The 24499-nt window shown below is 43.1% G+C and carries 22 protein-coding genes and 1 tRNA gene; 2 read left to right on the forward strand and 21 right to left on the reverse strand.

Translation table 11 applies throughout. The annotated features are described in order from the left end of the window. Window positions 1–59 precede the first annotated feature (59 nt). From ACESTK_RS04465 to ACESTK_RS04490, 6 genes are all read right to left on the reverse strand, one after another. Window positions 60–560, reverse strand: a complete 501-nt coding sequence (locus tag ACESTK_RS04465; protein WP_173718216.1) for a tRNA (cytidine(34)-2'-O)-methyltransferase — start codon at window positions 558–560, stop codon at window positions 60–62. A 43-nt stretch (window positions 561–603) separates the two neighbouring features. Further along, window positions 604–1191, reverse strand: a complete 588-nt coding sequence (locus ACESTK_RS04470; protein WP_173735093.1) for an AIR synthase-related protein — start codon at window positions 1189–1191, stop codon at window positions 604–606. Window positions 1192–1402: 211 nt separating this feature from the next. Continuing rightward, window positions 1403–3142: a B12-binding domain-containing radical SAM protein gene (locus tag ACESTK_RS04475; protein WP_294423509.1), complete on the reverse strand. Its 1740-nt coding sequence runs from the start codon at window positions 3140–3142 to the stop codon at window positions 1403–1405. Between the two features lie 5 nt (window positions 3143–3147). Continuing rightward, window positions 3148–3450 carry a thioredoxin gene (gene trxA / locus ACESTK_RS04480; RefSeq protein WP_118582321.1) on the reverse strand — a complete coding sequence of 101 codons (303 nt, stop codon included), beginning with the start codon at window positions 3448–3450 and terminating at the stop codon, window positions 3148–3150. Between the two features lie 55 nt (window positions 3451–3505). Continuing rightward, window positions 3506–4504, reverse strand: coding sequence for an NAD(P)/FAD-dependent oxidoreductase (locus tag ACESTK_RS04485; RefSeq protein ID WP_173716894.1), 999 nt, complete (start codon window positions 4502–4504; stop codon window positions 3506–3508). A 166-nt stretch (window positions 4505–4670) separates the two neighbouring features. Next, on the reverse strand, window positions 4671–6527 hold the full coding sequence (locus tag ACESTK_RS04490) for a DUF6020 family protein (protein ID WP_118582318.1): 1857 nt from the start codon (window positions 6525–6527) through the stop codon (window positions 4671–4673). Window positions 6528–6702: 175 nt separating this feature from the next. Between ACESTK_RS04490 and ACESTK_RS04495 the strand changes: the two genes are divergently transcribed. Next, window positions 6703–6775 (forward strand) — tRNA-Phe (locus ACESTK_RS04495). A gap of 56 nt (window positions 6776–6831) precedes the next feature. Here the strand turns inward: ACESTK_RS04495 and ACESTK_RS04500 are convergent. From ACESTK_RS04500 to ACESTK_RS04560, 13 genes are all read right to left on the reverse strand, one after another. Then, window positions 6832–7440: an HAD family phosphatase gene (locus tag ACESTK_RS04500; RefSeq protein WP_226854296.1), complete on the reverse strand. Its 609-nt coding sequence runs from the start codon at window positions 7438–7440 to the stop codon at window positions 6832–6834. Beyond that, on the reverse strand, window positions 7440–8456 hold the full coding sequence (galE, locus tag ACESTK_RS04505) for a UDP-glucose 4-epimerase GalE (RefSeq protein WP_118582312.1): 1017 nt from the start codon (window positions 8454–8456) through the stop codon (window positions 7440–7442). Before galE ends, ACESTK_RS04500 begins: the two co-directional genes overlap by 1 nt. Window positions 8457–8693: 237 nt before the next feature. Then, a complete protein-coding gene (locus ACESTK_RS04510; RefSeq protein ID WP_173716919.1) occupies window positions 8694–9776 on the reverse strand; it encodes a phosphotransferase enzyme family protein in 1083 nt (360 codons plus the stop codon). Between the two features lie 36 nt (window positions 9777–9812). Further along, complete coding sequence (locus tag ACESTK_RS04515) at window positions 9813–10742, reverse strand: sugar phosphate nucleotidyltransferase (protein WP_173771753.1); 930 nt, start codon at window positions 10740–10742, stop codon at window positions 9813–9815. Between the two features lie 147 nt (window positions 10743–10889). Further along, window positions 10890–11717, reverse strand: coding sequence for an acyltransferase domain-containing protein (locus tag ACESTK_RS04520; protein WP_226854295.1), 828 nt, complete (start codon window positions 11715–11717; stop codon window positions 10890–10892). After that, window positions 11704–12954, reverse strand: coding sequence for a Gfo/Idh/MocA family protein (locus ACESTK_RS04525; RefSeq protein ID WP_226854294.1), 1251 nt, complete (start codon window positions 12952–12954; stop codon window positions 11704–11706). Before ACESTK_RS04525 ends, ACESTK_RS04520 begins: the two co-directional genes overlap by 14 nt. A gap of 6 nt (window positions 12955–12960) precedes the next feature. Further along, window positions 12961–14271, reverse strand: a complete 1311-nt coding sequence (locus tag ACESTK_RS04530) for an alpha-L-fucosidase (protein ID WP_118582300.1) — start codon at window positions 14269–14271, stop codon at window positions 12961–12963. Between the two features lie 82 nt (window positions 14272–14353). Next, entirely contained in the window at window positions 14354–15208 is an 855-nt protein-coding gene (locus ACESTK_RS04535; protein WP_148461675.1) for a carbohydrate ABC transporter permease, read from the reverse strand. Between the two features lie 19 nt (window positions 15209–15227). Next, on the reverse strand, window positions 15228–16163 hold the full coding sequence (locus tag ACESTK_RS04540; protein ID WP_226815371.1) for a carbohydrate ABC transporter permease: 936 nt from the start codon (window positions 16161–16163) through the stop codon (window positions 15228–15230). 83 nt (window positions 16164–16246) lie between these two features. Next, window positions 16247–17524, reverse strand: a complete 1278-nt coding sequence (locus ACESTK_RS04545; RefSeq protein WP_173771747.1) for an ABC transporter substrate-binding protein — start codon at window positions 17522–17524, stop codon at window positions 16247–16249. A 178-nt stretch (window positions 17525–17702) separates the two neighbouring features. Continuing rightward, entirely contained in the window at window positions 17703–18962 is a 1260-nt protein-coding gene (locus ACESTK_RS04550; protein ID WP_173773689.1) for an ABC transporter substrate-binding protein, read from the reverse strand. After that, window positions 18946–19701 (reverse strand): response regulator, encoded by a 756-nt coding sequence (locus ACESTK_RS04555; RefSeq protein WP_118582288.1) that lies wholly within the window; start codon window positions 19699–19701, stop codon window positions 18946–18948. Before ACESTK_RS04555 ends, ACESTK_RS04550 begins: the two co-directional genes overlap by 17 nt. Beyond that, window positions 19676–21418 (reverse strand): sensor histidine kinase, encoded by a 1743-nt coding sequence (locus ACESTK_RS04560; protein ID WP_195589122.1) that lies wholly within the window; start codon window positions 21416–21418, stop codon window positions 19676–19678. Before ACESTK_RS04560 ends, ACESTK_RS04555 begins: the two co-directional genes overlap by 26 nt. Before the next feature lie 259 nt (window positions 21419–21677). Here ACESTK_RS04560 and nagB point away from each other — a divergent pair, with 259 nt between their 5' ends. Next, a complete protein-coding gene (gene nagB / locus ACESTK_RS04565) occupies window positions 21678–22403 on the forward strand; it encodes a glucosamine-6-phosphate deaminase (protein WP_173718210.1) in 726 nt (241 codons plus the stop codon). 59 nt (window positions 22404–22462) lie between these two features. On the opposite strand, the gene ACESTK_RS04570 is transcribed toward nagB, so the two are convergent. Further along, window positions 22463–23800 carry an ATP-binding protein gene (locus ACESTK_RS04570; protein WP_173735102.1) on the reverse strand — a complete coding sequence of 446 codons (1338 nt, stop codon included), beginning with the start codon at window positions 23798–23800 and terminating at the stop codon, window positions 22463–22465. Next, a complete protein-coding gene (locus ACESTK_RS04575) occupies window positions 23797–24483 on the reverse strand; it encodes a response regulator transcription factor (protein WP_373118888.1) in 687 nt (228 codons plus the stop codon). Before ACESTK_RS04575 ends, ACESTK_RS04570 begins: the two co-directional genes overlap by 4 nt. Between the last annotated feature and the right edge of the window lie 16 nt (window positions 24484–24499).

Genomic DNA, 24499 nt, shown 5'->3' on the forward strand with positions numbered 1-24499 from the left:
GCAATTCTTTTTATAAACGAAGACCTGGAGCGTGTTTGAAAAAAGCTCCAGGTCTTTTACTATTTCCAGTCATATTTGCGCAGATGCCCATCCAGTTTCAAATGGGCAAAGTCATGCTGACGAAAGGCTTCATAAAGAATAATGGCAACCGAATTACTCAGATTCAGGGATCTTGTTTCTCCCAGCATGGGAATCCTTACGCAGGTCTCCTGATTGTCACGGAGAATCTCTTCCGGGATTCCAGCGCTCTCCTTGCCAAACATGATAAAGCAGTCGTCCTCATACTTCACATCCGCATAAGTCTGAGGTGCTTTCGTAGTCGCATAATAAATCTTCGCTCCAGGATTTCTCTCCAGAAAATCTTCATAATCCAGATAAGTAGTTACATCCAGATCTTTCCAGTAGTCCATTCCGGCACGTTTCAGTGCTTTCTCACTTAATGAAAATCCCAACGGCTCGATCAGATGGAGCCTGGTTCCTGTAGCCACGCAGGTACGTCCTATATTTCCTGTGTTCGCCGGAATCTCCGGCTCATGAAGTACAATGTTTAATGTTCCCATAGTTTTTATACTCTCCTGTAATTACAGCAGTTTTATTTCGATTTTAAGGCAATATCTTATATATCTCGTCTTTAGCCGGCCGCTCCAGATACCTGCCATTCCCATTGTAGTAAAGCATTCTGTCATTTCCAGCATTCGTCTGTCCAATCACAGCAGCCATCATGCCCATTCTGCGAAGCTCCTGCACCAATGCTTCTCCTGCCGGAATACCGATCAGAACAGCCCCTTCCGAATTCAGCTTATAAGGATTAATGTCAAAGATTTCACAAATTTCAATTGTCTCCTGGCGTATGGGTACCTTGGAAAAATCCATTTCCAGTCCCACCTGGGAAGCCTCCGCCATCTTCCACAGAGCACTCAGAAAACCGCCCTCCCCCATTGCATAAAAAGCGGTAGCGCCAGCCTCTTTTACATTTATCTCATCCGCAGTCCCGTAAAGGGTTCTCAGATTCTCTGCCTCCCGTAAAAAACCTTCTGAAAAATGCTCTCTTAAAATCTCATGTTTTTCCCTTGCAATCTGCGCTGTGCCGTAAAGAGCAATGGCTCCAGCCACCACCAGTTCGTTTCCAGGCGTAAGAAGCCCGCTGATTTCAGCCTGCAGTGCTTCCATAGCCGCTTTTCCAAGCCTCATTTTCTCTTTTCCCTACAGAAGAAGAGAGAGGACAGCAGGAACTACCATTGCCAGAACAAGAATAACAGCAATGATCGCAGTTACAAGTTTTCTTTTCTTTGGATCAAACATTCCCATAATTTTTTAACCTCTCATAACCATCCGGCACTTTACAGACTACAAATATACGCCATGTCAATACGGCCAGCCGAACAGTTACACCCTTTCTTTATTATATCTGAATTTCCTTCACTGCCGCATTATGAAGCAGTGGATCCCGGTTTTCATAGTCAAACAGCAATATTTTTCCATCCCGGAACACCTCAATATGTGCTGTCCTTGGCACCTTTTCCTGGCGCCTGTACTCCCAGACTGCTTTCTCATAGGGCTTCTGGTCGTACTCAAAGGATGGATGGCTTTTCAGGTTTTCGCGAAGATACAGGTCGTAGATCATGCTGTCTGCCACCTTTTCCCAGGTCGCAGTTTCCATTCCTCTGCAATCTTCCGCAGCTTTTCCCGCAGGATTCTCCACCTCAGGATCCTGATTTCCAGATTTTCCTGCGGATTGTTCTTCCAGTTCTTCCTTCACAAACTCCAGCAGGATCTCATATCTGCGCATTCTGGAATGGGAAATCTCTGAATAACCTTTTTTCTCATAAAACTGTCCCAGCTTCTCATACAATGTGAAAGCATCCTCAAACAAAGGCTCCACACAGGCGATGGTATTCTGAAACTGTCCACTATTATAGTACAGTTCCACCATACTTTCCACCATTTTCAGCTTCAAAATGTCTTCATATGGCAGCCACCTGGTTCCCAGTACTTCATATGGCTCCAGTTCTTTATGCACAATACCATATTCTTCTGTCATCTCTTTCATATGAGAGCCCTTCAGAACCTTCAGAAATCCAAGCTGAAGCTGCTGGGGACGAAGTGCATAAACATCATTGAAGGACCGGTGAAAGCTGTCATAATCCTCATAAGGAAGACCAGCGATCAGATCCAGATGCTGGTGAATATTCTTAAAACTATGGATGCGGTTTACAATCCCTGCCAGCTTCGGAAAATCCATAGTCCTGTGGATAGCACGAATAGTGTCCGGATTTGTGGACTGTACACCGATTTCCAGCTGGATCAGCCCCGGACGCATGGTGCTCATCAGTTCCAGTTCATTTTCCCTCAACAGATCTGCGGAAATCTCAAAGTGGAAATTGGTAATTCCATTATCATGATCTTTTATGTACTGCCAGATGGTCATTGCATGATCGTGCTTACAATTAAAGGTTCTGTCCACAAATTTCACCTGTGGCACTTTATGATCCAGGAAAAACTGAAGTTCTTTCTTTACCAGTTCCAGGTCGCGAAAACGCAGTTTCTTGTCCACAGATGACAGACAATAGCTACATGAAAAAGGACAGCCCCGGCTGCTCTCATAATAGATAATACGGTTTTCAAAATCCTTCAGATCTTCATAAGCAAAGGGTACCCTGCTTAAATCCATGATCTGCCGCCATCCGTTATTCTGAATTGTACCGTCCGGTTTACAGTACACAAGTCCGGTGGTTTTCTCCAGAGAAGGACTTCCATTCATATAGTGCTTCACCAGTTCCAGGAAGGTCTCCTCTCCTTCTCCAACCATTACACCATCAAATGCCGGGTTCTTTTTCAGAAATTCCTCTGCATCATACGATACCTCCGGGCCTCCCGCCCAGAAAGGAACATCCGGCAGGATCTTTCTCAGATCCTGCATCAGTTCCCGCACAAAAGTAATATTCCAGATATAGCAGGATATGCAGATCACATCCGGATGACATCTGTAAATATCCTTCAGAATGTCATCCTTCTGCTGATTGATGGTGTATTCCCGAAGTACAACATTACTGTCATATTCTTTTGCGCAGGCTTTCAGGTTAAAGACAGCCAGATTGGAATGTATATATTTTGCATTACATGCTGCAAGTAATATCTTCATCGTTCTTACTCGTCCAGAAGTTTCTTTAACTCTTCTTTATCCGTAAGACCAACCAGACGGTGTGCTTCTGCTCCGTTCTTGAAAATGATCAGGGTAGGAATGCTCATAACCCGGAACTGCTGTGCAAGCTCCATGTTCTGATCCACATCAAGCTTTCCTACTGCATAACCTTCCTCTCCCAGTTCCTCCACGATTGGCCCCTGACGCATGCATGGTCCGCACCAGGTTGCCCAGAAATCAAGAAGAAACGGTTTCTCGGATTTTAATACTTCCTCTTCAAAATTCTGTGTTGTGATTACTTTTGCCATAATTGATCCATCCTTTCTATCGGTCTATTCTTCTCTCTGATTTCATGCCGAAATTCTACTTTTTTTGTCTGTTTCTCACATACTGGTTTGCACTGAGTCCTGCCTGGGCACCATCGTAAACTGCCTTTGCCACCTGCAAAAGACCGCCGGTACAGTCACCTGCTGCAAAAAGCCCCGGAATGGTGCTCTCCATCTTTTCGTTTACCTTGATGTTACCTTTCTCAGTAAGTGCCGCGCCCATCTGTCTTGCCATCTCTGCACTTCCTGCAGTTCCAAGAGCTACAAAAACGCCGTCTGCCGGGACAAATGTCTCCGTGGAATCCCTTACCGGACTCTCCGGGTTATGGAGCTCTGAAGCTTCCATTTCAGCTTCCTTTCCTTCTGGCAAAAGCTGAAAGTTCTTCTCTCCGTCAGTATCTGATTTTGCATCCGTCTCAGACTGAGAGATCAGACGCAGTCCGGACACCTTCTCGTCTCCCTCTACAGACTGGATTTTCATTGTATTCACCGCAAAAGAAGATTTCCTGGAAAACTCCGGTTCTTTCCCATCTGTGTAAATGGTAACAGAACCAGCCATAGGTGCCAGTTCTTCTGCCTCATGAAGAGCGAAGTCGCTGTTTCCAAGCACTGCAACATCCTTTCCCCTGTAGAAAAATGCGTCGCACACAGCACAGTAGCTGACACCTCTTCCCTCAAGTTCCTTAATCCCCGGAATTGCAGGAGCCTTTCGTTTGCTTCCTGTGGCAAGGATCACGCTGATGGTGTCAAAATCACCTGCTGTTGTCTTTACTGTAAAAGTATCAAACCCGCCAATCCCCAGCACCTGTGCCTCCAGGATCCGCACGCCTAATGCTTTTGCCTGTGCAAGTCCTGTCTCAAATAATTCTTTCCCGGAAACAGGATGTTCCATACCATAATAATTCTCTATTTTTTCTGCTTTTTCCAAAGCACCAATGCCGTTATTGATCACCAGTGGATTCATATTTGCCCGGGCAGCATACAAAGCTGCGGAAATTCCTGCCGGTCCGGCACCGATAATGATTATTTTTTCCATATACTTCAGAATCACCTGCCTTTCTCATGATTCCAATCTTTCCCATATATTGTTATTTTTCTTACAATTTCACGGTTCAGTATCTTCACAGTTATACCCTTCCCGGAATAGTACCTGTTAAATAGTTACCTGACAATATACTTTCCATAAAAGAAATTCAGACTTTTCATTTTTCGTCGGTTCTTTTTTCGTCTATAGCCTTCTCTGCATAAGCCAGTCCCCAGAATATCACAGCTGGCATACACGCCATCAACGGAAACGCATAACGCAGAAGACCGTTTACCGGAGAAGCTATACAGATTGCCACATTCAGCGCCGGGGCAGCCAATACCAGGATTCCTTTCCATCGCTTCCTGTAGATCAGATATCCAAGGAGCAGAATCACGATCCATGTGTAGGTTCCCGCATTGCAGATCTGCGCAAGACCTGGAATCTGACTCCACAGATCGGCATAACGTTTCAACTGATTCCTTGTCTCTGCGGAAAAGATCTGATGATAATCTGACTCTTCAATCAGCGGCTCATTTACTGTATAGAAGCGGTAGGAGCTCTGCGCGGTGCAATTATGAAATGGGTAATAATATCCATAGCTGTTATGAAGTGTGGCTTCTATATACACCCCCGGATGCCTCAGAAACATGCTGAACCAGGCATTAAAGTAGCGTTTCAGCTTCGCCATGGTAATATGTCCGCCGCGATAAGTTGCCTTTACCGGATCAGACAGTTCCGGATTATACAAATCCGCAATCTCATCATACTTCATCACCCCGTCAATTGCTTTAGCTTCTTCCTTTGTCACATCATCCGGATATTCCTTCAGATATCTGGCTGTCTGCTGCATTGGAATTGAGAAAAATACTCTGGATGGGAAATTACCAATGTATAGTCTCGGTGCCACTTCTTTCTGAAGCCCCATGTAGCCCACTGTCACAAGGATCACCATTCCAACTGCATACAGTCTGCGTTTTTTTCCAAGGAAAAAGAATAACAGGATAAATGCAGGAAGCACCATGTAAAGTCCATTATTTCTGGTAATGCACATGCCAAAGCCAACCAGAAACAGCACTGTCAGCTGCTGTCTTAAAGACTGACCGCTTTTTTCCCGAAGGGTGGGAATGCAGCATTCCACATAGATTACCATGAAAAGGGAAAACAGAGCGCTGAAACTTCCATCCTTAATGATCGTCTGGGAATAAGCTCCAAATACAGGCACAAGACTGAAAAATGCAATACAGCAGATATTGAACCATCTTGGTGCTCCCCATGATTTCAGTTTATAACAAACAGTGGCATAACATACCGCATAAATCAGTGCCAGCACGCCAACCACCATGAAAATGCCCCAGTTATCACTGATCACATTTCCAATTGTCATCAAGGCTCCCATTATAAGGCTTAATTCCCATGGATGCTTGTTTGTAAATCTCTGATTTCCGGCAAACATATTCAGCTGCCGGAAGCCATCATAGGGAACACTTCCTGGCCAGAAGATCAGGATATAGGGAAGCCATCCTGCCAAAATCAGCAAAAATGCTACCAGAAGGTAGTGTTTTTCCATAAATTCCGGAAATTTCTTTATATTCCTGCTGTGCAGAAAAGGATGCTTCTCTCCATATGCATATAAAAGACTGATCACTATATCAAACAGAAAAAAGAATCCTGCCCATGTAAGCAATGCGATCAGAATCTGATTTCTCCCAGCTGTAAAGAAGGTCCAGTTTCCCTGCACGGAAAAGGACATTCCGATCAGCATAAAAACAGAAAACATGGCGGCGATCAGATGCGTGATCCATTTACAGCTTCTGCAAAAATTCTTCCAGCATTTCATGTACAATGCAATGATTGCAATGAGAACCACCAGTTTGTCGATTCCGATTCCTGTCATCTCTTTCTTGCATAAAGAAAGAAATGTTTCTCCCGGATTATCTGCCGAACCAGCATACAAGCCCGTCATGGAAAGAGCAAACACTGTTAAAATGGCGGCAATAAACGGCAAAGTATATTTTTTTAATTTTTTTTCCACCAATAAATCCTCCCGACTTTTATCACACTGCCATTCTAACATTACTATATATGAAAAGCAAGGCGTGGTTTTTACAAGGTAAATTTTTGGAATTTACAGATTTTTTGAAATTTTTGTTGCGTCAAAGCAGTTTCTATGCTATTATATGCACTGTAAGTTCAGAGAACTTATAAATGCCCAGATAGCTCAGTTGGTAGAGCAGAGGACTGAAAATCCTCGTGTCGCTGGTTCGATTCCGGCTCTGGGCATTTTTTATTTTTCAAACACGCTCTGGAAAAAGCCGCCCCCGAAGGGGCGGCCTCATTTATTTTGTAAGCATTTTATCTAATGTTTCGTTCAGCATCTCTCTGGATGTCACCTGTATCGCCTGAATTCCTACCTTCTTCGCACCTTCCACATTATCCATGCGGTCATCGAAAAACAGACACTCTTCTGCTTTCAGGCTATATTTCTCCAGAAGGATTTCATAAATTTTCCTGTCTGGCTTCAGGGCATGAACCTGATAGGAAACAACTCCCCCATCAAGTACATTCAGGAATTTCGCTCCCTTGGTGTGCACATGGAACAGCTCTTCTGAGTAATTGGAAAGCAGGTAAATCTTATAACCCTTTTCCTTCAGCGCTGCAACCTTGTCCCAGACCTCCGGGCGCTTTACAGCCATCTGCTCTCCGTTTCGAAGGAACCAGCCCATCACATCCACATCGTCCGGGTACTTCAGTTCATACTGATGAATGGCTTCCTCAAGGCTCAGCCTTCCTCCGTCAAGTCCCTGTACCCAGATCTCATTGTCAAACATTTCCTCGCCAATTCTCTTCGCCTCAGCTTCAGAAAGGCCGTAGTCCCTGGTCAGCATCTCAAACCAGCGATACTCCACCAGTACATCTCCAACATCAAAAATTAAATTCCGAATCATTAGTCTTCATAACCATTCGGGTTATTGCTCTGCCATCTCCAGGAATCCTCGCACATCTCACGGATGCCATTCTCAGCTGTCCAGCCAAGCTCTTTCGCTGCCTTGGAAGCATCGCAGTAGCAGGTAGCAATATCGCCTGCACGACGTGGTTTGATCGCATATGGGATCTTAACGCCTGTTGCAGCTTCGAAATTCTTCACAATATCAAGAACACTGTAGCCTTTTCCTGTGCCAAGGTTATAGATTGCAAGTCCAGGATTCTCCTCGATCTTTTTAAGCGCTTTTACATGACCTTTGGCAAGATCTACTACATGGATATAATCTCTCACGCCGGTTCCATCCGGAGTGTCATAGTCATTACCGAATACGCCAAGCTCTTTCAGCTTGCCAACAGCAACCTGTGTGATGTATGGCATAAGGTTGTTCGGGATACCATTTGGGTTCTCGCCGATGGTTCCGCTCTTGTGAGCACCGATCGGATTAAAATAACGAAGCAGCATTACGTTCCACTCCGGATCTGCTTTCTGGATGTCTGTAAGAACCTGCTCCAGCATGGATTTGGTCCAGCCATATGGATTGGTACACTGTCCTTTCGGACATTCTTCTGTGATCGGGATCTGTGCCGGATCTCCATATACAGTTGCAGAGGAAGAGAAAATAATATTCTTAACACCATGTTTTCTCATTACATCTACAAGAGTCAGGGTTCCTGCAATATTATTCTCATAATATTCCCAAGGCTTTACAACGGACTCTCCAACAGCCTTCAGTCCGGCAAAATGAATACAGGAGTCAATGTCTTCTTTGTCAAAAATCTGGTCAAGGGCTTCCCTGTCCAGGATATCTGCTTTATAAAATTTAACCGGCTTGCCTGTGATCTTGGAAACTCTGTCAAGGGCCTTCTCGCTGGAATTAGACAGATTATCCAGAACTACTACGTCATAACCGGAATTCTGAAGTTCTACAACTGTATGGCTTCCAATGTATCCTGCACCGCCTGTTACTAAAATTGCCATGATATTTTCCTCCTCGTTTGCTGCAAAGTTCCCACCACTCATCACAATCAATAAACAAATAACCTTCTGCTGTTTTCTCTTTTCACAGCACTACACGGAATGTTATCTGCAAACAGCAACTGTGATGGTTTATGTCCATTCTTTGCAATCTTTATTCGTAACCTGGAAGACATGTTTTATGTTACCGTGAACGGAGTGAACAGTAACTGTTTTATGCCTGCCAGTTTTAGAATACCACTATTTATATTTTTCTACAATAGATTTCATCTCAGATAATTTCTGTTCCATATCCCACACCAGCTTGAACTGGGTTCTTGCACGATCCAGATTCTGATTTTCTCGATGAATGCGGAAGTAATGATCTCCCTCCAGATGGTCTGCCAGGAAACGCATTCCACACTCAAAGGTCATCAGGATTGCACCCATCGGAAGCATTTCCACCTCCAGATCTGTGAGGGCACCGCCGCAGCCTTCCAGAAATCCTTTTACATACACCTCAAACAGATGAAGGTCACAGGACACTTTGGAAATATCCTGCTCATCCTCTGCTGCCGTGCTTGCGCCGAAACGGATGGAATCGCCAAAATCATTCAGAGAAAGTCCCGGCATTACCGTGTCCAGATCGATCACACAGATTCCCTTATGTGTAGCATTATCGATCATGATATTATTCAGCTTTGTGTCATTGTGCGTTACACGAAGAGGCAGCTTACCTGCATCCTGTAAATCCACAAGTGTATGGGCCAGCTGCTCTCTTTCCAGGACAAACTGTATCTCCTTCTGAACATCAGCCGCCCGTCCGCATGCATCCTCTTCCACAGCCTTTTTAAAATTGGCAAATCGCTTCACTGTATTATGAAAATCCGGGATTGTCTCATGAAGAGTATCTGCCGGATAATCAGCAAGAAGGCGCTGGAAATTACCAAATGCAAGAGCACTCTGGTAAAAATCCTCGTCATTTTCCACCTGATCAAAGCAGGTTGCATCTTCTATAAACAGATACGCTCTCCAGTATTCTCCCTCTTTATCTACAAAATAAGGAGCTCCAGCACGGTCATTTACGATATTCAGGGTTTCGCGCTCTGCATCCCCGCCATTTTCCAGGATTTTCTTCTTCAGCCAGGAGGTGACACCACTGATATTCTCCATAAGACCAACAGGATCTTTGAAAATCTGCTTGTTCATTTTCTGGAGAATATAGCGCTTCTGTCCGGCTTCTGTGGAAAATACAGCACAGTAAGTCTCATTAATGTGGCCATTTCCGAATATGCCAACCTCTTCAAGTTTACCGCCAAAATCAAAGCTGTTGATTACTTCCATCAGTTCCTGATGGCTTACATCTTTTGTTTTTCCCACTTATTTTTCCTCCCAAAGCTTCTGAGGATAAAGACCGTCATCTTTCAGCTTCTGAATTGCAGCAACTACTACCGGCTTATCTTCTTTATAGGTAACTCCGTACCATTTGTCCATAGATTTCAGAACTTTGACAGTTGCTTTCTTCTCGCCAAGAAGCTCATCTACAACAAATGGAAGGAAATATTCGCATTTCAGAGGATTCTTTTCCACATTTTCTTTCAGGAATAATGGGAATCTGTCCTTCAGTTCTTTCAGAATGCTTGCAGAAAATCCCCACATATTCATAGACACCGTAGCATCCATAGGAAGCTCTGTCCATGTAGCACCATCATCCTCGGTATAAGCAGCACCGCCATCTCTCTTCTCAATATGGGTGCGCTCATTAATATCCTTCAGAAATCCCTCTTCGTCTGTCACACAAACACCACGAGCCACATGTCCATTATCTGTCAATGTGTTCTCAAGCTTGTAGCCTACCATCATGTACTGATAAATGCCGTCTTTATCCTGATTCTCTGTAAGGAAATCATATGCCATCTTAAATGCATGACGTCCATAATAATCATCCGCATTAATAACGGCAAAAGGTCCATCAATCACATCGATACAGCTCATGATCGCATGTCCGGTTCCCCATGGCTTCACACGTCCTTCCGGAACTGTAAAGCCTTCCGGAAGATTATGCAGATCCTGGAATACAAATTCCACCTGGATATGCTTACTCATACGATCTCCGATAGCAGCACGGAAATCAGCCTCATTCTCCTTCTTTATAATAAATACAATTTTTTCAAACCCTGCCTGAATAGCATCATAGATAGAAAAATCAATGATAATGTCCCCATCCTTATCAATAGGATCGATCTGCTTCAGGCCACCATATCTGCTTCCCATACCTGCTGCCATTACTACCAATACCGGCTTTTTCATGTTATTGCTGCCTCCCATTTTTTATTTGTCAAAGCGGAGATTCCTGATCCGCTTTGTTGCTTATTCATAACGATACCAGGGACAAACAATTGCCCCTGGTTCGATGGTAACAGACAAATCTCTTCTTGTCAATTTTTATCAATTATTTCACAGGAAATACTCCGGTTTTAATATTCCCAGACCACTCCCAAGCACTTTTCCGGATTTCAGATATTTCTTTGCAGCCCTCTGAAGCGAAGTATTCTCAGAATATACATTCAGATTTCGCTGTACTTTCCCCCAAATACGCCATTCAGCCTCACGCTCGTCCCAATCTGTTTCTACGATCTGAAATTGATTCTGAAACATAATGATATTGCTTTTCTCCGGCAAAATGTCTTTAAGCCCCGGATAGAGCAGCCAGGAATGACACAGATACGGCATCTCTTTTCCCCAGAAAGCCATTCCCTGAATAATGGATTCCCTCACACTCTCCAGTGTGAGCTTTTCGCCCTGTGGAATATGAATACTGATGATCGGATCTCCTTTTTTTACCATTCTTTCTCCTGCTGTAAAATTCCAGCGGGAATCCATGATTTCAAATTGCATTCTTCCAAGCCTGAAGATGGTAAGCTTCATATGGCGGAAAAACCAGTCGTATTCATCAATTCCATACTCTCCATATTCCAGAAAACAGTTTTCACACCAAAAGGTCAGATCGTAAAAAGTGTCCCTGAAAATTTCCCGGCTGATTCCCCGCTTTTCATAAGCATCATAGGTTTCAGCGCCCATGCGGCATAAATAATACAGAAACACTAACCGATAATCCTTTTCCAAAAGAATTTTTTCATTAAACAAAGCTCTGTCTTTCTCATACAAAAGCTTATTTTCCTGATATTCTTCTTCCCCAATGCGTCCGGATTCCTGAAGCTCATTAAGCAGATGCACGGCCTCCTGCAGCATGTTGATTTCAGCTAAAAATTCATTTATTTTCATTGGCAAATCCTCTGAGATTTACAACCTGTCCCGTTATTCTTGCTTCCTCTGCTGCCAGTGCCATCAGATGACTCTCCACGGAAACAGCAGCATCTGTTTTACCTTTTCTTCCTTCTCCTACCATACGGACAAAATCATGCATCATACTCATATCACTTCCGTTATGTCCGTTTGCAGGTGTGTGAAGCTCTATTGTCTCCAGATTCCCACTGACGAAATCTCTGATTTCAATAGTACCTGCATCCATATCGCCTTTGATCTCACCTTTTGTTCCCATAAGACGGATCCGTCTAGCACACTGGTCTGTAAAGGCTGTCATAAGGAAGGACGCTGTTACCTGATTTTCAAACTTTATGTCAACGGATTGGTGATCTACTACTGTATTGTCACAGTGGAATACACATCTTCCGTAAGGTCCTTTTTTCAAAGCCTCCAATACATGCTCCGGATCTGTCTGATCGGTCACTGCACGTACCAGATAGCCATCTAAATTCTCCAGATAAAAGCGTGGTGCATAGAAAGCACATTCATCTCTATGTGGGCATCCATCCAGACAATAAGCAGGAGCTCCTTCCGGTGCATTTTCCTCTGTAAAATAAGTCAGTTCACCAAAGGAACTGAGGCTTTCGCATTTACTGTCTGCCAGCCACAGCATGATATCCATATCATGACAGCATTTCTGCAGGATCATAGGACTGGATTCCTCTGCATTTCTCCAGTTTCCTCTTACAAAGCTATGTGCCTGATGCCAGTAACCTACCTCTTCCATATGCTGGATAGTCATAAGTCTTCCTATTTTGCCTTCTTCCAGAAGTTCTTTTAATTTGGAAAAGAACGGAGAATACCGAAGTACGTGGCACACGGACAGAATACGGTCGTATTTCTTCGCCATCTCTCCCATTTCAATGATTTCTTTCTTGTCGGGAGACATGGGCTTTTCACAAAGTACATGATATCCCTTTTTCAGAGCCATGATCGTAGGCTCATAATGCATCCTGTCCATGGTGCAGATCATGGCACAATCTGCCAGCTTTTCTTTTCCAAGAAGCTCTTCATAGCTTTCGAAGCAAAGCTCTTCCGGAATATTGTGTCTTTTTGCAAAGCTCTCTCTGCGCTCTTTATCCGGCTCTGCAACTGCCACCACCTGAAATTCATCCGGATGGTCCAGTGCATACTGAGAATAAACATGACCTCCTCTAAGGCCTGCTCCAATTACAATACTCGTTACCTTTTTCATACTCTTTTACTCCTGTCGCAAACGTATTTTTAAAACCGTATCTTTTTCATCTGGCAATGGATAGGTAAATACCGGATCATCTCCGAAGGAAACAAAGGCCACATCCGGATACAGCACCGTATTCCATGCTTCCCCTCTGTTCACCTCACTGCCGTCAGCAAGATATGTAACAGATTCCAGCTTATCCGGGCCGATTCCATACAGCGGAAGTGCTCCAAGCGGTGTCTCATAAACATGAGCATAAATGATGTCACCTTTCTGGGTATATCTTCCCCAATCCGGCTTTTCCAATTTGGAAATTCCGCATCCGTAAATGCTCTCCCCATTTTTTTTCATCCATTTTCCAACTTCTGTGAGAATCTGAACACTCTCCTCCGGAATATTTCCACGGGCATCTGGTCCCACGTTCAGGATCATATTTCCACCCTTGCTGGCACATTCCACCAGCTTTCTTACAAGCATCTGAGGGGTCTTATACTGATGGTCGAAATTGCAATATCCCCAATGATTATTCATAGTGGCACAAAGTTCCCATGGAATGGGTTCTCCCTTGTCATCACATACTCCTTTTGGCGGAATGATCTGCTCCGGACTTGCAAAATCACCGCTGTAAATCAGTGGTTCCTCTGTTGTAATGCTGCCATGGTTATCCCCCGCACCTTCCAGACGGTTGTCAATGATCACATCCGGCTGATACTTTCGAACCATTTTGATCAGCTCTGTGGCTTTCCATTTTTCTCCGGTCATATCGTCATAGGAAAAATCGAACCATAGAAGATCCAGCTTGCCATACCCTGTTACAAGTTCCTTTATCTGGCCATGCATATACGCAAGATATCTGTCAAAATCAATTTTTTCATCTTTATATGCCGGATTGTTTCGCATAGGATGCTGCCTGTCTCCATATTTAGGAAAATCCGGATGATGCCAGTCGATAATGGAAAAATAAAGACCAACCTTTAATCCTTCCTCCCGGCATGCATCTACAAATTCTCTTACCAGGTCTCTGCCTGCTTTTGTGTTTGTTGACTTGTAGTCTGTCAGTTTAGAGTCAAACAGACAAAATCCGTCATGGTGCTTTGCTGTAAGTACCACGTACTTCATGCCTGCTTTTTTTGCCAGACGAACCCATTTCTTCGGATCATAATCCACAGGATCAAACTGATCAAAATACTTACTGTATTCCTCAATTGTCATTTCTTTCTGTGACATCATCCATTCACCGCATGCCGGAATGGAGTATAATCCCCAATGGATAAACATACCGAATCTGTCTTCCATAAACCATTTGGTGCGCTGTCTTATTTCCTCATTCATGTTTCTATTCTCCTGTCTTCTTCATTATATCAGAAAATTTTGTATATTCAGCATTTTTATCAAAAAACTTTCATTTCACCTGTCAACCTTTCACGGCTCCGCCAGACAGTGCCTCAATAAAGAATCTGCTGAAAATACAGTACAGAAGCACAGGCGGAAGAATGATAATCACCATAGCGGAAAAAAGTCCGTTATAATTGGTGTTAAAGGCTGTTGTGAAAGTAGACAAAAGCGCCGGTACTGTCAGCTTTTCCCTTGTGATCAGCACAAGAGAGGCCCAGTAATACTCATTCCAATTATTCAAAAACGCAAGCACAGCTGCTGTCATAATTCCCGGACGTGCAATTGGAAAAATTACTTTCATCCAGGTCTGTACATACCCACATCCATCAATTCTCGCCGCCTCTTCCAGCTCTCTTGGGATATTGTCGTAATAGTTTTTGATCACAAAAAAACTCACTGCAATTCCACTGCAGGAATAAATCAGGATCAGCGCAGATCTTGTATCATATAAATGCAGGCGGTTTACCAGATTATATACCGGATAAGTAAGGGCTGTGGCTGGGATAAACATGGTGGAATACAAAAGTACATTTACCAGTGCTTTTCCTTTGAATTCCATTCGCGCTACCACATATGCAGACATGGAAATCATCACCACACTGATCACCACGGAAACACCTGCGACAAAAAGACTGTTTCCAAAATATCTCATCACATGTAAATCTTTAAATGTGGAAATATAACCATCCAGACAAATGGATTCCGGAAGCTGAAAGCCAGGTCTCGCCATAGGATCTTTTTTCAGGCTGGATAAAACCAGCCAGCCAATGGGAAGCAACGACACGATCAGCGCCCACGCAAGACAAATGTAAGTCACGATCCTGGTTCCCGCCGGCATACTATTTACACCTTTCAGGGTATTTGTTTTTTTCATATTCATCCTCTTTTCCTTCTTATTCTTTCTCTTTCCTGAAAGAAATGCTGTATACAAAATTAATCACCAGAATGATCACCATCCCAGCCAGGATCTGGATCATTGCCACTGCATTGGCACGTCCAAACTGGGTTCTCGGACTGGTAATGGCAAGCTCGCGGATAATGTAACTGATACTGTAGGTTCCTGCAGCTCCTTTTGTCAGGAAATAAACCTCGTTATAAAGAAGGAAGCCGGAGGTTGCAGCAAGAACGGATACTGTTTTTAAAGTTCCTTTGATCATAGGGATTGTAATATACCAGTCCTGTCTCAGACCGCTTGCCCCATCCAGCATAGCTGCTTCTCTTACCTCTTCCGGCACTGCCATAATATTCCCCAAAATCATTAAAGTTGTAGTTCCTGTAAAGAAAATATAGGCACAGGTCATGGCCACAAAAGCCGGTCCTTTCAGAAGTAGGATATTATCCCTGAACTCTTTGTTGAAAAGACGAATGATCGGGTTGATAATTCCATAAGAAGGGTTGTACAACTGTAAAAATACAATGCCCATAGCGGCAGTTGAGATCATATTCGGAATAATATAAACATTTCGTACAAATTTAATACCTTTTACCTTTCTGGACAGGGCCAGAGCGATCAAAGCAGCAATGGGAATCTGTACCACTGCTCCAAGAATGGCCCAGGTAGTTGAATTTTTCAGTGCTTCCCAGAAAAATGGATACTTGTTAAAAATATAATCATAATTATCCCACAAATTGCTCCAGCCGAAAAACTCCGGACTAGTAATATTTGTATAATCCCATTTGCAGAAAGAAGTGATAAACACCGTAATAATGGGATACAGATAAAATACGCAAAATGCGATCAGGGTAGGCGCAAGAAACGCTATAATAAATCCTTTTCTCCGCGTACCCAGCTTATTCTTTCTTTTTTTCGCAGCATTCTGATTTTCCAAATTCATACCTCCAAAAAGGGAAGAGATTTCTCCCCTCCCTCTTCTATTTCATTCATAGTTTCTGTTCATCACAGCTGTGTGCTTTAAGCCACCAACGCGATCAGCTCTGTCTGAAGTGCTGCAAATCTTGCATCAATATCTGTTCCTGATACCGCACACTCCATCAATGCATTGATGATAGCTTTGTCCACGTCAGATCCCCAGGTATAGTTCATGTCAATCACTACAGTATCAGCTTCATTTACCTGAGAGCAAGCCTGTGCAAGCTTTCTTGTAGCTGCGTCATCACTCTCTTCTGCAAGTGCGTTCAAATCAACTGTTGTGTTACATGGATTTGCCTGTACGCCAGTGAAGATTTTTTCTTGAACCTCAGCACTTGTCATATATTTGATAAATTCAAGTGCCAGCTCTGTTTTCTCATCACTCATGTTATTTGCCACAGCAAGTCCGCCGCCTGCAGAAGCGATTGCAATATTTCCAGGGAATAAAGCAGGCTCAATAGCATCTGTTAAAGACGCATCAATTCCACTTGCATTCCATACACCATTGAAAAGAACACCAGCCTTACCATTTGTATTAAATTCTGCCATAAGATTTCCGTTATCATCTGTAGTATGCTCAGAACCATTTGCCTGATCCAGATTTGCAGCAGTCTTAAATGCAGCTGCAAATTCCTCTGAATTGATGGTGTCCTCTGTCAGCTCAGATTCCAGCATTTTCTTTCCTTCATCTGTAGAAGCCATAACTGTGTTTACAATATAGCTGGAGCCCTGTCCTGCAATGTATCCGTACACATCCTCGTCCAGAGCACGGATTTTTTCCATTGCTTCTCCAAAAGAATCCCAGTCTGCAAACGCCTCCTCTGTAATTCCGGCTTTTTCAAAAATATCGGAATTATACCATAAGCCACGGCTCTCAATCTGATCATGCACTGCATAAATATGACCATCCATATCATGCTGTGTATAGTTAAGACCAACTGCATCCTGCAGACCATTTTCATCGATATACGGTTTCAGATCGTATACCAGATCCTGGGAAAGTGCTGCCTGCGGAACTCCGCCCCCGCCTACATCTACCAAATCCGGGAAGGAACCGCCAGCAACCTGTGCACTTACAATGTCATCTCTGTTTTCTACAGCGATTGGTTTGAATGTAACTGATCCATCAGCATGTTCCTTTGCGAACTCATCATAGATATCCCTCATAACCTGAGCTGCAGCCCACTCGCTCTCATCCTGGTAATATCCATGGTAAAATTCCAGAACATCATCATCTGCATAAGCAGTCGTTCCAAATCCAACCAATGCAGTAGTCCCCATTGCTGCTGCCAGTAAAACACTTACCATTTTTTTCTTCATTACAAAAATCCTCCTTCATAAATTATACGTCTTTGCTTTAACTGTCCTTATTTTACCCTTGTTTTTGGTATTTTTGAATGAATCCCATTTGCAATTTACAGGTATTTATTGACATTTTCACAATAAAAATAAGGAAAATATTTACCTGACGGCAATATTTTCCTTATCTTTATTTTCCCTATTTATCTATTTTCATTTCACCCAGCTGCCGGGTAAAAGCTTCCGGTGAAATTTTACCGGTAAGCTCTCTGAAAATGTTTTCTGTAAAATAGGCTTTCTGTTCATAAGTCCACAGATTATCCGGAACTTCAATTTTATCCTCTGCACTTAACACCAGGGAAGCAGCCTGAAACAGCCGCGGCATTTCCTTCTCGTAAGAATCCAGAACTACCTGCTTATTCGCCGGAATCTGCTCTGTTTCCTCCAAAATCCGCGTCTGCACCTTCTTGCTTAGCATATATTTCAGGAACCGGATGGAAGCCTCCTCTTTCTGTTCGTTTCCACTTTTTCCAAGCACATAACCAAAACAGGCAGATTCGCAAGACAGATTCTTCCCGGATGTAGTTGGAAGCAGTGCATACTTGGCATTAATGTTTTCGGAAATCAGGGAAGCGCCCCATACGCCATTCACATATATGGCAAGCTTTCCTTCATTGAACAATCTGGTCTCATCCAAATAACTGTATTCTGCATTTTCGGAGGTGGAATATACATAAATTTCCTGCAGCCGTTTCAACACCTCTGAAATTGTACCGATATCGTTTCTGTCCTTTTCTGTACCTTCTTCCAGAAGCATATGATCCATAAAATAAAGATAGCCCTCCGGAGATGTCTGAAGCGAAGCAATTTCATTATTCTCACGCTCCGACCATTTCCAGATTTTGTAGCACATACCGCGAAAAGCATCCCAGGTCCTGGGAATTTCCTTTACGCCAGCTGCGTGCAGAATATCTTCATTATACCAATAACCACCACTTAAGGACAAAACATCTGACACTGTAAACAGCTCCCCTTCTTCTGTGGTCCAATAGTTCAGATTGGTCTGGGAAATATTGGAGGCAAACTCTTCATCTTTTTTCACATAGGGCATAATATCCAGCGCCATATCATTTTCTACAATAAAATCATAGGTTGTATTCTGTCCCATACCGCTGAAGGTAATCACATCCGGCATATCTCCCACCATGATCATGTCCTCCACCTTACGCAGCATTTCCTTTCTTCCTGGCATGGAGATCAGCTGCACCTCAATGTCCGGATTCTCCTTCTGAAATCCATCGTAAATATCCCTCATAGCTACATGATCTTCACCTGTTCCACCCCATGCATGAATCATTGTGATAGTTACAGGCTCTTTTTCTTCTTTCCCGCAGCCTCCAAGGATCAGACTCCCTGCTATTCCGATACTAAAGAAAAGGCCTCTAATTTTTCTCTTCATGTTGTTCTCTTTTCCTGAATTCTTTTGGTGATACCCCGGTTATCTTTTTAAACATTTTTGAGAAATAACCAGCATCTTCCACTCCTACCGCTTCTGAAATCTCATAAGTCTTCATCTCTGTATTCTGCAGATATTCTTTTGCCTTTTCCACCCTTTTCATTAAAATCTCATCAAACAGATTCACACCTGTTTTATTCTTATAATAACGGCTGAGATAGCTGCGGTTCACATGCAGGGTATCTGCAATATCATCCAGCGTGATCTTTTTGCGAAAATTTTCTTCCAGATACTGTTCAATCTGATCAAGCAGTGATTCCGGTTCTTCTGCCTTCGTATGCTCCTGGATTTCGATCTCCTTTTTCAGTCTGGATAGCTTTCCAATTGCTTTTTCCACTGCCAGTGGAAGTTCGTCTATAATGGAAATCTTAAGCACATACTCACATACACTGTATTTAATGGCACGTTTGGCATACTCAAAATCTGAATATGCGGTAAGGATGATCACCTGGGTTTCCGGGCAGGTTTCGTATACATATTTACATACTTCTAATCCGTCAACACCAGGCATCTGTATATCTGTGATCACAATGTCCGGCATTTCTCCCCGGATCTTCTCCAATAGTTCCTGTCCATCACTGACTACGCTCTCCAAAGAACAGTCCATTTTTTCCCAATTTATCAGTTTCTGCAAAGCCTCTCTGATGTATCCTTCATCATCGGCTGCTATCACTTTCCACATAATTTCCACCTCTTTCAATTGGAACTGCAATTTCTATTTCCGTTCCCTTTCCCGGTTCACTCCAGACCTGAAACTTGTAATGATCTCCATACAGGATCCGGAGCATTTTCTTTGTATTTTCCCAGCCCACATGGGTATGAGGAGTTTTTTCTTTATTTTCCTCTGCCTTCGTCTGATTCCGACAAACGCCTACTCCATCATCTTTTACCCAGATGTAGAGCATTTCCCTTTCATATAAAAGGACCTGCAGATTTCCTTTTTCACGCTTTGGTTCCAAACCATGTGAAACTGCATTTTCCACCAGTGGCTCAATAAGAAGACGGGGAATCAGATCTTCGCCGATTTTTTCATCTTCAAGCTTCACCTCATAAGACAGTTTATCCTGGTAACGGCTTTTCTGCAGATATAAATAAAACTGAACTATTTCTAGTTCCTCTTTTACCTTTATCTTAATCTCTTTTTCCCGGAATATCTTACCCTGCATCAGTCTGGAAAAAGCATTCAGTCCATCGTAAACTTCTTCGTTTCCAGCCATTTTCGCTTTCAGACTCAGCATGGCCAGAATATTAAACTGGAAATGCGGATTTATCTGGGACTGCAGATATTTTACCTGAGACCTGGCTGCCACAATTTCTTTTTCGTAAACCTGAGTGATCAGATATTCAATCCTGTCTGCCATCTCATTAAACACGATTCCCATGTCATGAAATTCCTGAATAGAGGAATCTTCCATTCTGGCATTCAGATCCGGTTTTCCAAAAGCCTGTATACTTTGGATCATCCTGGTAACCGGTTTGGTGAAACGGTAGCTGATAGCATATGCAACCAGAAATGCAATTCCCAGTACCACAATAAGGCCCACAAGAACGATAAAAAGAGTGGGCTTCAAAATAGAAAAAATATTCCCATACCCTACTGAGATCACTGTACGTACTCCAAATCCACAGGAATTTCCATAACCAATCACCTTCGTACCCGCCAGGTCTTTTGTTCCATTCCATGAATTCTCAGAGGTCTGCAGCTTTTTCACCAGCTCCTGAGCTCCTTCTGAGGCAAGCAGCTGATCGTTTTTATCCAGGACAGCCCATCCTCCATTATGATACAGCTGTACCGTTTCCAGAACTTTCGCTACCGCACTCTGACTGATCTGCACGACTCCGATTCCTTTTTCCCTCATATTTTCATCATAAATTCTAAAAAAAATATTTAATTCATCTTTATCAGACAAACAGGCGTACTGGTCACTGGTACTTTTAAATTCCTGCTGCATGTTTTCGTATTTTCGCTTCTGTTCTCTCCCGGCAGCCAGTGTGGTGGCATAATAGTGCTCATAAATACATTCATTCCCATTATTAAACAGATAAATTCCAGTAACAAAAGGAAGCTGACGTTCCACCATATTCCGCTCTGAAAAAAGCTCCATGCTGTAAGAAAGCTGTGGTTCTATTTCCTCCAGGTCGTATTCTTCTTTCTGAAAAAAGTCATCCAGTACCGTATTATGACGTATGGCGATCACACTATCCTCAATAAACTGCATATGAGCCTCATACTGCTGACTGGTATATCGAAGTACATATTCAATATCTTCCTGTGTTTTCTGAAAGAAGAAAGAGAAAAAGACATAGAAAACAGCTGCACATACAGACAGTAAAGTACATACAGAGGTCAGTATCATCAGAAATGTAAGTTCCCTTTTCAGAGTGTAGTTTTTTTTCATTTTATTTATCCCCAGGGTAAATTTCTATATTATAAATTCATTATAGGAAAAGCTTTCGAAACTTGCAATCAGTTTTCACCAAAAAAAGCAATAAAAAGCAGAAATATTTATAGCATTTCACCTAAATATAGGGTATACTGTTATTGTCTGAAAGAACAAGGGCAGGGTTTTTATATGACAGCATTCTGATAATGCCGTTATTTTTTTGCACCTTGTTAAAGTGATCATACTCACTTATTGACAAAGAAGGAGAGGTAAAATGAAAGTAATTAAAGTTAAGAATTATGAAGAGCTGAGCCGTACTGCAGCTACCATTATCGCCGGTGTTATTTTGTCCAAACCGGATTGTATCCTTGGTCTTGCTACCGGTTCTTCCCCGGTAGGTACCTACGATCAGCTGGCTGCTATGTATGAAGAGGGAATACTGGATTTTTCCCATGTAAAGTCTGTGAACCTGGACGAATATGTAGGACTGGACGGATCCAATGACCAGAGCTACCGTTACTTCATGAACAAGAACCTGTTCAGCAGAGTCAATATAGATATTAAGAATACCTATGTTCCGGACGGAACCAATCCGGATACAGAGGCCTGCTGCGAAGCTTACAATACACTGCTTAAGAATATGGGAGCTGCAGACCTTCAGCTTCTTGGAATAGGACCTAATGGCCACATCGGATTTAATGAACCAGACGACCATTTCCAGGCTGGCACTCACTGTGTAGATCTTACAGAGGCTACCATCCAGGCGAATAAGCGTTTTTTTGCAAGCGAGGAGGATGTACCGCGCAAGGCTATTTCTATGGGAACCGGCAATATTATGAGCGCAAAGACCATTCTTCTTGTAGCTAACGGCAAGAATAAAGCCAAGGCTCTCGCTGCTGCGATCAAAGGACCTGTTACCCCACAGTGCCCGGCTTCCATCCTTCAGTTCCATCCCAATGCAATTATTGTGGCAGATGAGGATGCACTGAGTGAGCTGTAATTTGTCAAGAGGACTTACTTGATTCGGTTAAATTTATGTTTATACAAAAATGGAGCTGCTTAGAAACGCAGCTCCATTTTTGTACCTTTTCCAAGATCACTGTCCACGTGAATCTGAGCATGATGCAAGGTCGCCCCATGTTTTACAATGGACAGTCCAAGACCGGTGCCTCCGGTCTGACGTGAATGACTTTTGTCAACACGGTAAAATCTTTCGAATATTCTTTTTTGTTCAGATTTCGGTATTCCGATTCCGTCATCCTCCACACGGTAATAAGCTTTTCCCTCTCTGTTTTTTCCTACGTAAATATAAATATGTCCACCTGGATTCGTATAACGAACCGCATTGTCCGCTATATTGTACAGCATTTCATAAAGCACATGACGCACTCCCTGAATTGTAACCGGATGACCGTAATATCTCAGGGAAATATTCTTCTTCTGGGCCTGATCCTGGAGATTGTTTACTACATCTTCTGCAAGCTCATTCAGTTCCACACTTTCCATGGAAACCACTTCATCCTGCTGTTCATCCAGCCGGGACAGCTGGATAATATCTGCCACCAGATTACCAAGACGATTGGCTTCTTTGTAAATTCTCCCTGAAAAATCCGCAATATTTTCCGGACGCACCATTCCATTCATCATCAGCTCTGCATAACCGGAAATCGACATCAGCGGGGTTTTCAGCTCATGGGAAACATTTGCAGAAAACTCTCTTCGCACAGCCTCCGTTTTTTTCAGTTCTTCAAGCTGACATGCAATCTGCAGGTTCTGCTGGTCTACACGGGTAAGAAGGGGCTTAAGTTCCTCATAACACACATTATCAAGAGGATGCTCCAGATCCAGGCTGTTTATGGGTTTGATCAGCTTTTTTGTCTGCCTCTGTACCAAAATGATTTCTATCAGGATGATTACGATCATCAAAAGTCCAAGCCAGATAAGACTGCCCATTAATGTATGAAAAACACTGTCTGTGGTTTTTGCCAGACGAAGAATTTTCCCATCATCCAGCTTCACTGCATAATAAAAGGTCTGCTGTGCAAGGGTTTCCGAATAGCGTACTACTTCCCCATGGCCTTCTTCCATGGCCTGGACAAATTCAGGACGATTGCTGTGATTGGGAAGTTTGGAAGCATCTGCCTCACTGTCATAGAGAACCTTTCCATTCTCATCCGTCAAAGTAATTCGCGTTCCTGTATTATCTCCCACACGCTTGCTTAAATAGTCTTCTCCTGCTTTCTCCATTCCTGCTTTTACGTATTCCGTTTCATCTCTGACAGTCCTCTTCATAACATCATCAAACTTTTCGTACATTAAAAAGCTGGCTGCTATGAAGGTAAGAATTGCTGTAAGAACAATCATAAAACCGGTGTGGCTGAGGATTTTCTTTTTCATCCCTGACTGCCTCCCTTATCTGCCATTCTGTAACCTACACCGCGGACAGTTTCGATCAGTCTTCCGGTATCCCCAAGCTTCTGCCGCAGGGTCCGCACATGTACATCCACAGTTCTGGTTTCCCCGTCAAAATCATAGCCCCATATATGGCACAAAATCTGGTCACGGGTCATAACGATTCCTCTGTTTTCCATAAGATACAGAAGAAGTTCAAATTCCTTGCGGGTAAGCTCCACAGGCTGATCATCACAATACACCTGATGACGGCCTGGAAAAATACGAAGTTCCTCACAGCTAAGCTCTCTGTCATCTCCGTGGCGGCTGCTGCGCCGGAGCACCGCCTTCACTCTGGCTATAAATTCCATCATTCCAAAGGGCTTGGTAATATAATCGTCTGCACCGGATTCCAGAGCACGAACCTTATCAAATTCTGCTTCCTTGGCAGTTACCATAATGATGGGAATATCTCTGGTTCCGGAAGATTTTTTCAGTTTTTCCAGAATGGAATATCCATCCTCTCCCGGAAGCATAATATCAAGAAGAATCAGCTCTGGTTCCTCTTCTGCGAGGGCTTTCCACAATTCCTGGGAGTCTTCTAAACCCCTTGCATGAAATCCGGTCGTCTCTAATGTATATACTAAAAGATCACGGATGTTGTTATCATCTTCAACACAAAAAATCATTTTTTAGTATTCTCCT

It is taken from the genome of Ruminococcus sp. Marseille-P328, from assembly GCF_964249465.1.
In the GTDB taxonomy this organism is placed as follows: Bacteria; Bacillota; Clostridia; order Lachnospirales; family Lachnospiraceae; genus Blautia_A; species Blautia_A faecis.